Annotated in this window: 12 protein-coding genes; 8 read left to right on the plus strand and 4 right to left on the minus strand. The window is 68.3% G+C overall.

Annotated features, from left to right (window positions below; translation table 11 throughout):
* Positions 1–13: 13 nt before the first annotated feature.
* The 4 genes from gatB to pepN all read right to left on the minus strand — a co-directional run bounded on the left by gatB (position 14) and on the right by pepN (position 6,182).
* The gene (gene gatB / locus ACZ5CM_RS04425; protein WP_464641514.1) at positions 14–1,525 is read right to left on the minus strand and encodes an Asp-tRNA(Asn)/Glu-tRNA(Gln) amidotransferase subunit GatB; all 1,512 of its coding nucleotides are present in this window, start codon (positions 1,523–1,525) and stop codon (positions 14–16) included.
* A gap of 178 nt (positions 1,526–1,703) precedes the next feature.
* A complete protein-coding gene (locus tag ACZ5CM_RS04430) occupies positions 1,704–2,990 on the minus strand; it encodes a hypothetical protein (RefSeq protein WP_464641515.1) in 1,287 nt (428 codons plus the stop codon).
* Positions 2,991–3,130: 140 nt separating this feature from the next.
* Positions 3,131–3,616, minus strand: a complete 486-nt coding sequence (locus ACZ5CM_RS04435) for a hypothetical protein (RefSeq protein ID WP_464641516.1) — start codon at positions 3,614–3,616, stop codon at positions 3,131–3,133.
* A 7-nt stretch (positions 3,617–3,623) separates the two neighbouring features.
* Entirely contained in the window at positions 3,624–6,182 is a 2,559-nt protein-coding gene (gene pepN / locus ACZ5CM_RS04440) for an aminopeptidase N (RefSeq protein ID WP_464641517.1), read from the minus strand.
* A gap of 339 nt (positions 6,183–6,521) precedes the next feature.
* Here pepN and ftsW point away from each other — a divergent pair, with 339 nt between their 5' ends.
* From ftsW to murB, 8 genes are all read left to right on the plus strand, one after another.
* Positions 6,522–7,685, plus strand: a complete 1,164-nt coding sequence (ftsW, locus tag ACZ5CM_RS04445) for a putative lipid II flippase FtsW (protein ID WP_464641518.1) — start codon at positions 6,522–6,524, stop codon at positions 7,683–7,685.
* A complete protein-coding gene (locus ACZ5CM_RS04450; RefSeq protein ID WP_464641519.1) occupies positions 7,682–8,782 on the plus strand; it encodes a UDP-N-acetylglucosamine--N-acetylmuramyl-(pentapeptide) pyrophosphoryl-undecaprenol N-acetylglucosamine transferase in 1,101 nt (366 codons plus the stop codon). Before ftsW ends, ACZ5CM_RS04450 begins: the two co-directional genes overlap by 4 nt.
* The gene (murC, locus tag ACZ5CM_RS04455) at positions 8,779–10,185 is read left to right on the plus strand and encodes a UDP-N-acetylmuramate--L-alanine ligase (RefSeq protein WP_464641520.1); all 1,407 of its coding nucleotides are present in this window, start codon (positions 8,779–8,781) and stop codon (positions 10,183–10,185) included. The genes ACZ5CM_RS04450 and murC overlap by 4 nt, the downstream gene beginning before the upstream one ends.
* Positions 10,182–11,372 carry an APC family permease gene (locus tag ACZ5CM_RS04460; protein WP_464641521.1) on the plus strand — a complete coding sequence of 397 codons (1,191 nt, stop codon included), beginning with the start codon at positions 10,182–10,184 and terminating at the stop codon, positions 11,370–11,372. The genes murC and ACZ5CM_RS04460 overlap by 4 nt, the downstream gene beginning before the upstream one ends.
* Complete coding sequence (locus ACZ5CM_RS04465; protein WP_464641522.1) at positions 11,369–11,623, plus strand: DUF2484 family protein; 255 nt, start codon at positions 11,369–11,371, stop codon at positions 11,621–11,623. Before ACZ5CM_RS04460 ends, ACZ5CM_RS04465 begins: the two co-directional genes overlap by 4 nt.
* Complete coding sequence (locus ACZ5CM_RS04470) at positions 11,620–11,886, plus strand: DUF2484 family protein (protein WP_464641523.1); 267 nt, start codon at positions 11,620–11,622, stop codon at positions 11,884–11,886. The genes ACZ5CM_RS04465 and ACZ5CM_RS04470 overlap by 4 nt, the downstream gene beginning before the upstream one ends.
* Before the next feature lie 24 nt (positions 11,887–11,910).
* Positions 11,911–12,210: a hypothetical protein gene (locus ACZ5CM_RS04475; RefSeq protein ID WP_464641524.1), complete on the plus strand. Its 300-nt coding sequence runs from the start codon at positions 11,911–11,913 to the stop codon at positions 12,208–12,210.
* A 75-nt stretch (positions 12,211–12,285) separates the two neighbouring features.
* Positions 12,286–13,215, plus strand: coding sequence for a UDP-N-acetylmuramate dehydrogenase (gene murB, locus ACZ5CM_RS04480; RefSeq protein WP_464641525.1), 930 nt, complete (start codon positions 12,286–12,288; stop codon positions 13,213–13,215).
* The last annotated feature ends 19 nt before the right edge of the window (positions 13,216–13,234 follow it).

A 13,234-nucleotide genomic window follows, 5' to 3' on the forward strand; every position in this document is an offset into this window, starting at 1 on the left:
ATCGCGTCGGGCCTCACAGCCCCAGCCGCGCCCTGACGATGTCGTTCACCGCCCTGGGGTTGGCCTTGCCGCCGGTGGCCTTCATCACCTGCCCCACGAACCAGCCGGCAAGCTTCGGGTTCGATTTTGCCTTTTCCACCTGTGCGGGGTTGGCGGCGATGATCTCGTCCACTGCCGCCTCGATGGCGCCGGTGTCGGTCACCTGCTTCATGCCGCGCTCTTCGACGATCCGGGCCGGGTCGCCGCCCTCCGTATAGACGATCTCGAACAGCTCCTTGGCGATCTTGCCGGAAATGTCGCCCTTGCGGATCAGGTCGATGATTCCGCCCAGCTGCTGCGGCGACACCGGCGATTCGGTGATGCCGTGGTCTTCCTTCTTCAGCCGGCCGAAAAGCTCGTTGATGACCCAGTTGGCTGCCATCTTTCCGTCGCGGCCCTTCGCCACTTCCTCGAAATAGGCGGCCGATTCCACATCCGCCGTCAGCACCGACGCGTCATAGTCCGTCAGCCCGTATTCCGTGATGAACCGCGCCTTCTTTTCGTCGGGCAGCTCCGGCAGCGTGGCGGCAATCCCGTCCACCCATTCCTGCTCGATCTCCAGCGGCAGCAGGTCGGGGTCGGGGAAATAGCGGTAATCATGCGCCTCTTCCTTGGAGCGCATGGAACGCGTTTCGCCCTTGTCGGGGTCGTAAAGCCGGGTCTCCTGCTCGACCGTGCCGCCGGATTCGAGAATCCGGATCTGCCGGCGCGCCTCGTACTCGATCGCCTGCTGGATGAAGCGCAGCGAGTTCATGTTCTTGATCTCGCAGCGGGTGCCGAGATGACTGAAATCGCCGCTCTCGCGATATTTTTCGTAATCGCCGGGGCGGCAGACCGACACGTTCACATCGGCGCGCAGATTGCCGTTCTGCATGTTGCCGTCGCAGGTGCCCAAGTAACGCATGATCTGACGCAGCTTCGACACATAGGCCGCCGCCTCCTCCGGGCTGCGGATATCGGGGCGCGAGACGATCTCCATCAGCGCCACCCCGGTGCGGTTCAGGTCCACGAAGGACATGTGCGGATCCATGTCATGGATCGACTTGCCCGCATCCTGCTCCACGTGAATCCGCTCGATCCGCACGCGCCGGGCAACCCCCGGCCCCATCTCGACCAGCACCTCGCCCTCGCCCACCAGCGGATGATACAGCTGGCTGATCTGATAGCCCTGCGGAAGGTCGGGATAGAAATAGTTCTTGCGGTCGAAGGCCGAGACGAGATTGATCTTCGCCTTCAGCCCCAGCCCCGTCCGCACCGCCTGCTCGATGCAGAACTCGTTGACCACCGGCAGCATCCCCGGCATGGCCGCATCGACGAACGAGACGTTCGAATTCGGCTCGGCCCCGAATTCGGTCGAGGCGCCGGAAAACAGCTTGGCCCTGGACGAGATCTGGGCATGCACCTCCATGCCGATCACCAGTTCCCAGTCATGCCGGGCTCCGGCAATGGTCCTGGGCTTGGGGGATTCGTGGGTCAGGTCCAGCATCGACAGGCGCCTCTTCTCCGCATCTCGTCCGGCCGCGTTCTAGGGCAGGGGCGTGGCGGGGGCAAGAGGCGCACACGTCGCCTGCCCGCATTCCGCGCCAGCGTTCAGAATCTTCCTCTTGCTCCAAATACTCCGGGGGTGAACGGGCCGCAGGCCCGGAGGGGGCAGAGCCCCCTTCCTAGACCCGGCGCAATTCGGGACCGTCGGCGGAGAAGACGACCAGGTGCCCCCGTTCGATGTCGTCGCGGAACTGGTCGGCGATGATGCGCAACGCATCCGCCCGCCCGCGCGCCGCGAACCGGCTGGGCGAGGTGATGCGCGCGCTGTTGTCGAACCCGTCCGCCGCATGGGCCCAGATCATCGGGTGCAGCTCGGTCAGGTGGTCGCGGATCAGCCACGACGCGGCCGCCGAGATCCGCTCGCGCTGAAGGTCGGCTTGCGGGTCGCGGCCTTCTCCCTTGCGGATGGCGACGGAACAGTAGGCGGTCAGCAGGTTGACCATGGCCTGTTCCGGGCGCGCGGCAATGATGTCGCGCAGCCCGTCGAGGAAGAAATCCACGTCGACCCGGGCACAGGCGCCCTCGTCGATCGCGATGGCGTCGAAATTGACCCAGGCATAGCCGCCGGCGCCCCAGATGTGCTGGGTGCGGGCGGCAATGCGCCGGGCCTCGATTTCCAGTTCCGTGTGCGACCCGAACCAGCGCGGCAGCATGTGATTGCCCAGCGCGCGCATGTGCCGGTAGTTGTGGGGATCGAGGTCGATGAGATTCTCGTAATCATCGGCGAGTCGCGCGCGCGGATCGCGCCGGCCGGCCAGCACCGCACAGCGCGCCGCGGCCATGGCCGGGCTGCTCAGCCCGACATCGCGATGGGGCGCAAGCAGTGCGGCGGCGCGGTCGAAATGCGCGGCGAACTGCTTGCGGTTGCGCCCGGGCACGCTGTCGCCGTGCGTCGGTCCGCGCCAGGCCCAGCCGATGTCGATATGCGCAAGCGCCACGACCAGCGCGATCCAGGGGTTGTCCGGCATCTCGGCCCGCACCGCCTCAAGCCCGCGAATGCCCTCGACCAGCGGTGCATCGCCCTGAGGGCTGCTCTCGTCCAGAAGAGCATGTTCGACCGCCCGCACCACGTCGGCCCGGGCCCCCCATGCCAGAAGATCGGCGACCGGCATTCCGGCGGGGGTGGTCTCGCGGTTCCCGTCGGCCTCGGCGATTTCTTCGGCCAGTTCTTCCCACATGTCCTGCCGGGCAAGAAACTGCCCGCGCTTCTGGGCGTCGCGGCAGGCTTCATCATCTTCGCTCATGTCGCGGATGGGGATGGAAAGGAATTCCTCGGGCCGTTGCCCCGGCAGAAGCTTGCGGCGGCCCCGGTCCGACCCTCCGCCTCCGCCATCCCCCCGAAGCGCCTGCCGGATCGGTTTCGGTGACAGGAGGGCGGTGAAAACGCGGCGGGTGCGATTGAGCATGTCGGCTCCTGGCAGCTTGTATCTCTGGTTGTCGATTGGTGCTGTTCGCACAGTGGCCGGGCAATGGGGCGCAATCGTGGCGCGGTTGCGGAGTTTCGGGACAGCAATCGGGATAAATCCGTGGCAGGGGCGGGTGCCGTTCAGAACACGGCGAAATGGTGGCGCTCGACCCGCACACCGGCGCGTTCCAGCGCGTCCGCCAGCACCGCGAAGCGCGGCAGGCAGTCGGATGGGAGCCGAAGCCGGCTGCCATCGTTCATCACCAGTGTCGCCCGGGCAGAGAAGTCCCAGCGGCGGTCGAGCCGCACGTGATCGATCTGTCCGACGCGGGCTTCGCCGGTCCTGTGGCCGGTGTGCCATGCGATGCGGTCCGGCGCGACCACCAGCCCGGCGGTGGCGCCGGTCGCCGCCCCGAACAGGGCGGGCAGGGTCGGCAGGGCGAAAAGCGCAATGATCCAGGGCGCCGCGCGCAGGATGACGAGCGCCGCGCCCAGGGCCGCGTAGACCGCCGCGAGCACGAGCAGCACCCCCGGCGATCGCGCGCTGCGGAGAAAGGTCAGGATGGGGGGCGGGGCGTCCGATCCCGCGCCGCCGCCCGGGGCGGAATCATGCGTTGGCCGGGTCATTGACGGGTCAGCCCTGCAACATGCGGCCGACCATCTCGGACATGTCGCGGCTCAGCTTCGGCGTCCGGGCGATCCGTTCCAACTGAGCGCGGATCATCGCCTGGCGGTTCTCGTCATAGCGCCGCCAGGTCTGGAAGGCGCTGCACATCCGCGCCGCCGTCTGCGGGTTGACCGGGTCGAGCCGGATCAGCCAGTCGGCGAGCAGCGCATAGCCCGCCCCGTCCGCCCGGTGAAAGCCCGCATGGTTCATGGCCAGCGCGCCGAAGAGCGCGCGGAAACGGTTGGGATTCCTCCAGTTGAAATCCGGGTGCCGGCTCAGGCGTTGCGCGGTTTCGACTGCCCGGTCCGGGGCGGCATGGGCAAGCTGCAGCGCGAACCACTTGTCCATCACCAGCCGGTCGTCCTGCCAGCGTTCGCGGAAGGCGGCCAGTTCGGCCTCGCCCCTGCCGGCCGAGAGCAGGCAGCCCAGCGCCGAAAGCTGAAGCGTCATGTTGTCGGCCCGGGCAAACTGCGCGGCCGCCATTTCGCCCTTGTCCAGCCGCGTGGTGAGTGCCAGCGCTGCCGCCCCCAGCGCCCGTTTGCCGGCCTGCTCGGCGTCGGGGCTGTAGGGGGCGTCGATCCGCGCCTCGGCGTGCAGCAGGGGCAGCAGGTCGCGGGCGTGCCGGGCCAGCGCCGTCTTCAGGTCTTCGCCCGCTTGCCACAGCGCGTCCGGGTCGGGGGTGATGCCGGCATCATGCAGCGCGCCGGCAAGTTCGGACTGGGTGGGCTGTTTCACCATCAGGGCGCAAAAGGCCGGGTCGAGGCGGTCGTCGCGCAGCACCGACAGGATGGCGTCGAGATATTCCGCATCCGGCGCCGCGCCGCGGGTGGCCATGGCGATCAGCGTCTCCTGCGCCAGCGCGCGGCCGGCCTCCCAGCGGTTGAACGGGTCGGTGTCGTGGGCCAGCAGGAAGGCGCGCTCGGCCTTGTCGGTGTCGCGTTCCAGGATCACCGGGGCCGAGAAGCCGCGCAGGATCGACGGCACCGGCCGTGCCGCCAGCCCGGAGAAGCGGAAGCTCTGCCTGGCCTCGGTCATTTCCAGGATTTCCGTGGGCCGCACCTCGTCGCCATTGGGGCTCAGAAGCCCCACGGCGATGGGGATGACCAGCGGCTGCGGGTCCGGGGTGGCGGCGGTGGGCCTGGTATGCTGGGAAAATGTCAGCGTATAGGTGCCGTCCTGTTCCTGCCAGCTTTCCTCGACCCGCAGCCGCGGGGTGCCGGCCTGGGAGTACCAGCGCTTGAACTGGCCCAGGTCGCGCCCGGTGACGTCCTCGAACACCCTGAGCCAGTCCTCGATGGTGCAGGCCTGCCCGTCATGGCGGGCGAAGTAGAGATCGAGGGCCTCGGCATATTTTTCCTCGCCCACCAGGCGCCGGAGCATGCCGATCACCTCGGCGCCCTTTTCATAGACGGTGGCGGTGTAGAAGTTGTTGATCTCCTGATAGCTTTCGGGGCGGACCGGGTGGGCCAGCGGGCCGTCGTCCTCGGGGAACTGGCGGGCGCGCAGGTCGATCACGTCCTGGATGCGCTTGACCGCGGCGCTGCGTTGGTCGGCGGTGAACTGGGCATCGCGGAAGACGGTCAGCCCCTCTTTCAGGCTGAGCTGGAACCAGTCGCGGCAGGTGATGCGATTGCCGGTCCAGTTGTGGAAATATTCATGGGCGATGATCGCCTCGATCCGCTCGAAATTGGCGTCCGTCGCGGTTTCCGGGCTGGCCAGCACGGCCGACGCGTTGAAGATGTTGAGTCCTTTGTTTTCCATCGCGCCCATGTTGAAATCGTCCACCGCGACGATGTTGAACACGTCGAGGTCGTATTCGCGGCCATAGACCTCTTCGTCCCATCTCATCGCCTTTTTCAGCGAGTCCATGGCAAAGGCGCATTTGCCTTCGTCGCCGGGGCGGACCCAGATGGCCAGATCGACCTTGCGCCCGGACAGGGTGGTGAAGCGGTCGCGGTGGGCGACCAGATCGCCGGCGACCAGCGCGAAGAGGTAGGACGGCTTGGGCCAGGGGTCGTGCCATTCGGCCCAGCCCTTGCCGCTTGCCACCGGATTGCCGTTCGACAGCAGCACCGGCAGGTTGGAATTGATGCGCACGGTAAAGGTGCTCATCACGTCGGGCCGGTCGGGGTAGAAGGTGATGCGGCGGAAGCCTTCGGCCTCGCACTGGGTGCAGTACATGCCGTTCGACAGGTAGAGCCCTTCCAGGGCGGTATTGGCGGCCGGGGCGATCTGCACCTCAGCCTCCCAGGTGAAGGGGCGGTCGGGAACGGTGCAGGTGAGGCCTTCGTCGGTGATCTTCGGCGTGACCGGTTCGCCGTCGATGGCCGCGTTGATGAGCTGGAGATGCTCACCGTGCAGGAAGAAGCTGCGGTCGGGTGTGGCCGGGTTCGGGCGGAAGGCGATGCGCGCCCGGACACGGGTGGCCTGGGGGTCGAGGTCGAAGGTCAGCTGCACGCTGTCCACGAGAAAGCCGAACGGCCGGTAGTCCTGGAGGCGGACGGTTGTCGGAGCCGCGTCGCGCATGGGTGTGCCTTTCTGCTGCCTGTCTGAGCCGAGCGTTGGCGCGACCCTAGGAATTCCGGTGCCTGGCGGCAAGGCATCTCGTGCCGACGGGAAGGTTTGCAGCCGTGTGGCGGCAGTGGATGGCGCGGCGCAGGGGCGCTGCCCCTCTTGCCCCGTGCCGGGGCAATTCACCCCGGAGTATTTGGGGCAAGAGGAAGAGGGGGGCTCCGGCCGGGGCGCAAGGCCGGGGGGATCGGCCTTGCCGGGGGATGAGGCTGGCGTGATCGGCCGTTTGCGGTTAGACTTGGCGCAAGATCCCGGAAAACCGGGACAGGGCGAGGCAGAAGGTGGCAGTTACCCATGACTGAGATGGTATACGGCGCGGTCCCGGAGCGGGCCGGTGAACCGATTCTTCCGAAGTGGTGGCGGACGGTGGACAAGTGGTCGATGTCCTGCATTCTGATGCTGTTTGCGGTCGGTCTGCTGCTGGGGCTGGCTGCCTCGGTGCCGCTGGCCGAGCGCAACGGGTTCACGCCCTTTCACTATTTCCAGCGGCAGATCGTGTTCGGCAGCCTGGCAATGGTGGCGATGTTCGTCACCTCGATGATGTCGCCCACGCTGGTGCGGCGGCTTGGCGTCATCGGGTTTCTGGCGGTTCTGGTGGCGCTGGTGCTGCTACCGTTTTTCGGCACCGATTACGGCAAGGGGGCGGTGCGGTGGTATTCGCTGGGCTTCGCGGCGTTGCAGCCTTCGGAATTTCTCAAGCCCGGGTTCATCATCGCCGTGGCCTGGCTGATGTCGGCCAGCCAGCAGATCAACGGCCCGCCGGGCACGCTGTGGTCGTTCATGCTCTGCCTTCTGGTCATGGGGCTGCTGGTGCTGCAGCCCGATTTCGGGCAGGCCAGCCTGATCCTGTTCAGCTGGGGGGTGATGTATTTCGTGGCCGGCGCGCCGCTGTTCCTGCTGGCGCTGATGGCCGGGCTGGCGGTGGCGGGCGGCACGCTTGCCTATTCGCTGTCCGAGCATTTCGCCCGCCGCATCGACGGGTTCCTCAACCCCGAGGTGGATCCCAATACCCAGCTGGGCTATGCCGCCAATGCGATCCGCGAGGGGGGGCTTTTCGGCGTGGGTGTCGGCGAGGGGCAGGTGAAGTGGTCGCTGCCCGATGCGCACACGGATTTCATCATTGCGGTGGCGGCCGAGGAATACGGTCTGGTTCTGGTGCTGATCATCATCGCCCTGTTCGCGATCGTGGTGGTGCGGTCGCTGGTGCGCCTCATGCGCGAGCGCGACCCGTTCATCCGTCTGGCGGGGACCGGATTGGCGGCGATCTTCGGCGTGCAGGCGATGATCAACATGGGGGTTGCGGTGCGGTTGCTGCCGGCCAAGGGGATGACGCTGCCCTTTGTCAGCTATGGCGGATCGTCGATCATCGCCGGCGGCATCGCGGTGGGGATGCTGCTGGCCTTCACCCGGACCCGGCCGCAGGGCGAGATCGGCGACATCCTGCGGGGGCACCGATGACGCAGGGCCGGTTTCTTCTGCTGGCCGCGGGCGGCACGGGTGGACACATGTTCCCCGCCCAGGCGCTGGCCGAGGCGATGCTCAACCGGGGCTGGCGGGTGCGGCTGTCCACGGATGTGCGCGGTGCCCGCTTTGCCGGCGGGTTTCCGCACACGACCGAGATCACGCAGGTTTCGTCGGCCACCTTCGCGCGGGGCGGGATGGCGGCGAAGGCGGCGGCGGGGCCGAAGATCGCCGCCGGGATACTGGGCGCCGCGTGGCTGATGCGCCGCGACCGTCCCGACGTGGTGGTGGGGTTCGGAGGCTATCCGACCATTCCCGCGCTGTCCGCCGCGGTGCTGCTGAAGATCCCGCGCATGATCCATGAACAGAACGGCGTTCTGGGGCGGGTGAACCGGCTTTTCGCGCCGCGCGTTGCCTGTATGGCCTGCGGTGTCTGGCCGACGGATCTGCCCGAGGGCGCGCAGGGCGTGCATGTGGGCAACCCGGTGCGGCGCGCGGTGCTGGAGCGTGCGGGCGCCCCCTATATCCCGCCGGGCGACTACCCGATGTCGATCCTGGTGATGGGCGGCAGCCAGGGCGCGCGGATACTCTCGGACGTGGTGCCGGCGGCGGTGGCGGCGCTGCCCGAGGCACTCCGCCGCAACCTGCGGGTCAGCCACCAGGCCCGCCCCGAAGACGAAGAGCGCGTGGTCGCGGCCTATGCGCAGGCGGGCGTCGGGGCCGAGGTGCGCAGCTTCTTCCGCGACGTGCCGGCGCGCATGTCCGAGGCGCAACTAGTGATCTCGCGCGCCGGGGCTTCCTCGATCGCCGATCTGACGGTGATCGGGCGGCCCTCGATCCTGGTGCCCTTTGCCGCGGCGGCGGCCGATCACCAGACGGCGAATGCCCGCGGACTGGTGCAGGCGGGTGCGGCGATCATGATTCCCGAAAGCGCCCTTGACGCCGCCTCGCTGGCCGCGCAGATGACGGCGGTACTGACCAACCCGGACGCGGCCGTGAAGATGAGCCATGCCGCCCTTGCCGCGGCCCGCCCCGACGCGACCGAGCGGCTCGTGACCCTGGTCGAGGAACTGGCAGAGAAGGACACCGCATGACCCCCGCCACCAAGCTTCCCGGCGACGTCGGCCCGATCCACTTCACGGGGATCGGCGGCATCGGCATGTCGGGGATTGCCGAGGTGCTGCTCAATCTCGGCTATGACGTGCAGGGGTCGGACCTGAAGGCGTCGAAGATCACCGATCGGCTGGCCGGGCTGGGGGCGCGCATCTTCATCGGGCAGAAGGCCGAAAACCTCGACGGCGCGGCGGTGGTGGTGATCTCCTCGGCCATCAAGCCCGGCAACCCCGAGCTGGACGAGGCCCGCGCCCGCGGCCTGCCGGTGGTGCGGCGCGCCGACATGCTGGCCGAGCTGATGCGGCTGAAGTCCAATGTCGCCGTCGCCGGCACCCACGGCAAGACCACCACCACGACCATGGTGGCGACGCTGCTGGATGCGGGGGGCTTCGATCCCACCGTGGTCAATGGCGGCATCATCCATGCCTATGGCTCGAACGCCCGCCTCGGCACCGGCGAATGGATGGTGGTCGAGGCCGACGAAAGCGACGGCTCCTTCAACCGCCTGCCGGCGACCATCGCCATCGTCACAAATATCGACCCCGAGCACATGGAACACTGGGGGACCATCGACAACCTGTGCCAGGGGTTTCACGAATTCGTCTCGAACATTCCCTTCTATGGCGTTGCCATCTGCTGCACCGACCACCCCGAGGTGCAGATGCTGGTGGGGCGCATCACCGACCGCCGGGTGATCACCTACGGCTTCAACGCCCAGGCGGATGTGCGGGCGGTGAACCTGCGCTATGAAAAGGGGGTTGCGCATTTCGACGTGGCGTTGCAGGCCGAGGACATCACCATCGAGGGCTGCACCCTGCCGATGCCGGGCGATCACAACGTCTCGAACGCGCTGGCGGCGGTGGCGGTGGCGCGGCAACTGGGGATGAAGGGCGAGGAGATCCGCGCCGCCCTGGCCGCTTTCGGCGGGGTCAACCGGCGGTTCACCAAGGTCGGAGAGGTGAACGGCATCCCCGTCATCGACGATTACGGCCATCACCCGGTGGAAATCGCCGCCGTTTTGCGCGCCGCACGCCAGGCTACCGAGGGGCGTGTCATCGCCGTGCACCAGCCGCACCGCTATACCCGCCTGTCCACCCTGTTCGAGGATTTCTGCGCCTGCTTCAACGAGGCCGACGTGGTCGCCATCGCCGAGGTCTTCCCCGCTGGCGAGGACCCGATCCCCGGCGCCTCGCGCGACGATCTGGTGGCCGGGCTGATCCGGCATGGCCACCGCCACGCCCGTGCGATCCTGAACGAAGACGATCTGGAGCGCCTGGTGCGCGAACAGGCCCGCCCCGGCGATATCGTCGTCTGCCTCGGCGCCGGCACCATCAGCGCCTGGGCCAGCGGCCTGGTGGAACGATTGCGGGACTGGCAGACATGACCGAAGACCGCCTCAGACGCCGGATCGGACCGGGCCTTCTGACGGCCTACGGTGTCGGCGTGATGGTGGGGGCGGGCATCTACGTTCTGGTCGGCGCGATCGCCGGCCGGGCCGGGGTCTGGGCGCCGGTTTCCTTCCTCGTCGCCGGGCTGATCGCGGCGCCGGCGGCTCTGTCCTATGCCGAGTTCTCGACCCGCCTGCCCGAAGCCGCGGGCGAGGCCGCCTATGTGGCGCGCGGGTTCGGTCGGCGCTGGCTGGGCCTTGTTGTCGGGCTGGGCATCGTGGCTGCCGGTACGGTTTCGGCCGGCGCGGTGCTGGGCGGTGGGGTGGGGTATCTTTCACAGGGGTTCGGCGTGCCCTCGGCGCCCGCGATCGTGGGGCTGGGCGCCGCCCTGGTGGCGGTCGCGGTGATCGGCGTTCTGGAAAGCCTGGCACTGGCGGCGATATTCACCCTGATCGAGCTGACCGGCCTGGGGCTGGTGATCTGGGCGGGGCTGTCGGCCGAGCCTTCGCCCGACTGGACCGCCCCGGCCGCGCTGGTGCCGGGAGGGGTCGGGCTGGGCGCGGTGCTGGCCTTTTTCGCCTTCATCGGCTTCGAGGACATCGTCAACATGGCCGAAGAGGTCGAGCGCCCGGAGCGGACCCTGCCGCTGGCGATCCTCGCCTCGCTGGCCATTACCGCGGTTCTTTACGCGCTGGTGACATGGGCGGCGGTCCACGCGGTGCCGCTGGAGCGGCTTGCGGGCAGTTCCAGCCCGCTGGCCCTGGTCTGGCAGACCGCGCGGGGGGGCGATGCCGCATTCCTGTCGGCCATCGCCGTCTTCGCCGCGCTCAACGGGGTGCTGGCGCAGATCGTCATGGCGGCGCGGGTGCTGTTCGGGCTGGGGCGGCGGACGCCGGCGCTGGCGGCGTTCCACCACGCCCATCCCCGTTTTGGCACCCCGGTTCTGGCAACCGTCCTGATCGGCACGGTGGTGATCCTGTTCGCGCTGTTCCTGCACGTGACGTTTCTGGCCGAGATGACCTCGGCGATCCTTCTGGGAGTGTTCTCGCTGGTCAATCTGGCGCTCATCCTCGAAAAGCGCCGCCACCCGCAGGCTCCGTTCCGGGTGCCGATGGCGGTGCCGGTGCTGGGTCTGATCCTGTCGCTGTCGGCGCTGGTGCTGACGCTGGGGGTGCGGCCATGAGCGCCTCGGTGATCGCGGCGGCGCTGTGGGCGGTTGCGGCGACGGTCGTGGCCCTTCTGCCCGTGCGCTGGCAGTTCGCGCCCGGTTTCGTTCTGCTGCTGGCCGCGCCGGTCCTGATCGTCCGGCTCGGTTTCGACCATGGCTGGGGGTGGTCGGTTGCCGCGCTTGCGGCATTCGTGTCGATATTCCGCCGCCCGCTGCGCCATCTGTGGCGCAGGCTGCGCGGAAGGAAGAAGGAGGCTCGTGGATGACCCTGTCGCTGATCCTTGCGGCGGCCTGGGCCGTGGTTGCCAATCTTCTGGCCATGACCCCGTCGAAGGACAATCACTGGCGCAACGCCTATGTCCTGATTGCCGTCGGTATTCCCTTGCTGGGCTTCGTGACCTATGAGAATGGACCATGGGTCGGCCTGATCGTGCTGGCCGGTGCGATGTCGGTCCTGCGCTGGCCGGTGATCTATCTCGCGCGCTGGCTGCGCCGGCGGCTGGAGGGGATCGGCAAGGCCCGGCAATAGGCGCCGCGACAAAGGGGAAGCGGAATGGAAAATGTGGGACTTTACGCGCTGGTGCCGCTGGCGGGGCTGCTGGTGGGGGCGGCGGCAGGGCTGCTGGCCGGGCGCCATGGCGGCACGCGCGGCTTCCTGTGGCTGCTTGGGCTGGCCAGCCTGGTGGCGCTGGTGATCATCATTCGCCTTGCGGCAGTGGGCGAGGGCGAGGAAGAGAAGGCATTCCTGCCCTTCGCGCTGCTGACCGGGGTGCTGTTTCCGGGGATATTCGGGATCATCGTCGGCGGGCTTGGCGGCCGCGCGCTGGCCCGGCGCGGTGAAAGACGGGGCTAGTCCCGTGCTGCTGCGGCTTGCTCACCGGCGCCCCGGCGGGGGAGCCGTGCGCGCATGGGCGGGCAGGGGCGCGACATGACCCAGCTTCCCACCCCCCGCGGCAGGCTGACCCCGAACCGCAGCCTTGCCGATCTGACCTGGCTGCGGGTGGGCGGGCCGGCCGACTGGCTGTTCCAGCCCGCCGACGAGGACGACCTTGCCGCCTTCCTGCGCGATCTGGACCCGTCCATCCCGGTCTTTCCCATGGGGGTGGGATCGAACCTGATCGTGCGCGACGGCGGCATCCGCGCGGTGGTGATCCGGCTGGGACGGGGCTTCAACGGCATCTCGGTCGCGGGTCACCGCGTCACCGCCGGGGCGGCGGCGCTGGATGCGCATGTGGCCCGTCGCGCGGCCGAGGCGGGCGTGGACCTGACCTTCCTGCGCACCATCCCCGGCAGCATCGGCGGCGCGGTGCGGATGAATGCCGGCTGCTACGGCACCTACGTGGCCGACGTGTTCGTCTCGGCCCGGGCGGTGACCCGGCAGGGCAGGATCGTCACGCTGGGGGCGGAGGATCTGAACTTCCGCTATCGCCGGACCGATCTGCCGGAGGGCGCGGTGCTGATCGAGGCTACCTTCCAGGGCCCGCCCGGCGAGCCGGCCGAACTGGCCGCAAGGATGGCCGCGCAGCTGAAGAAACGGGACGAGACCCAGCCGGTGAAAGAGCGCAGCGCCGGCTCCACCTTCCGCAACCCGGCGGGGTTTTCCTCGACCGGGCGGGCCGATGACGTGCACGACCTGAAGGCCTGGAAGGTGATCGACGATGCCGGCATGCGCGGCGTCCGGCTGGGGGGCGCGCAGATGAGCGAGAAGCACGCCAACTTCCTGGTCAATACCGGCGGTGCGACCGCTGCCGAGCTTGAGGCGCTGGGCGAGCAGGTGCGAAAAAAGGTTTACGATTCAAGCGGCATCACGCTAGAATGGGAAATCATGCGGGTCGGCGAGCCGCGTGAGGACGAATGACCCCGCCCGCGCGGCACGG

This window comes from Piezobacter thermophilus (assembly GCF_055386745.1).

Bases quoted from the DNA above. Each gene is read 5' to 3' on its own strand.
- ACZ5CM_RS04465 (WP_464641522.1), top strand. From the start codon at position 11,369: ATGAGCGCCTCGGTGATCGCGGCGGCGCTGTGGGCGGTTGCGGCGACG.
- ftsW (WP_464641518.1), top strand. From the start codon at position 6,522: ATGACTGAGATGGTATACGGCGCGGTCCCGGAGCGGGCCGGTGAACCG.
- ACZ5CM_RS04430 (WP_464641515.1), bottom strand. From the start codon at position 2,990: ATGCTCAATCGCACCCGCCGCGTTTTCACCGCCCTCCTGTCACCGAAA.
- ACZ5CM_RS04475 (WP_464641524.1), top strand. From the start codon at position 11,911: ATGGAAAATGTGGGACTTTACGCGCTGGTGCCGCTGGCGGGGCTGCTG.
- murB (WP_464641525.1), top strand. From the start codon at position 12,286: ATGACCCAGCTTCCCACCCCCCGCGGCAGGCTGACCCCGAACCGCAGC.
- ACZ5CM_RS04450 (WP_464641519.1), top strand. From the start codon at position 7,682: ATGACGCAGGGCCGGTTTCTTCTGCTGGCCGCGGGCGGCACGGGTGGA.
- gatB (WP_464641514.1), bottom strand. From the start codon at position 1,525: ATGCTGGACCTGACCCACGAATCCCCCAAGCCCAGGACCATTGCCGGA.
- ACZ5CM_RS04460 (WP_464641521.1), top strand. From the start codon at position 10,182: ATGACCGAAGACCGCCTCAGACGCCGGATCGGACCGGGCCTTCTGACG.
- ACZ5CM_RS04435 (WP_464641516.1), bottom strand. From the start codon at position 3,616: ATGACCCGGCCAACGCATGATTCCGCCCCGGGCGGCGGCGCGGGATCG.
- ACZ5CM_RS04470 (WP_464641523.1), top strand. From the start codon at position 11,620: ATGACCCTGTCGCTGATCCTTGCGGCGGCCTGGGCCGTGGTTGCCAAT.
- murC (WP_464641520.1), top strand. From the start codon at position 8,779: ATGACCCCCGCCACCAAGCTTCCCGGCGACGTCGGCCCGATCCACTTC.
- pepN (WP_464641517.1), bottom strand. From the start codon at position 6,182: ATGCGCGACGCGGCTCCGACAACCGTCCGCCTCCAGGACTACCGGCCG.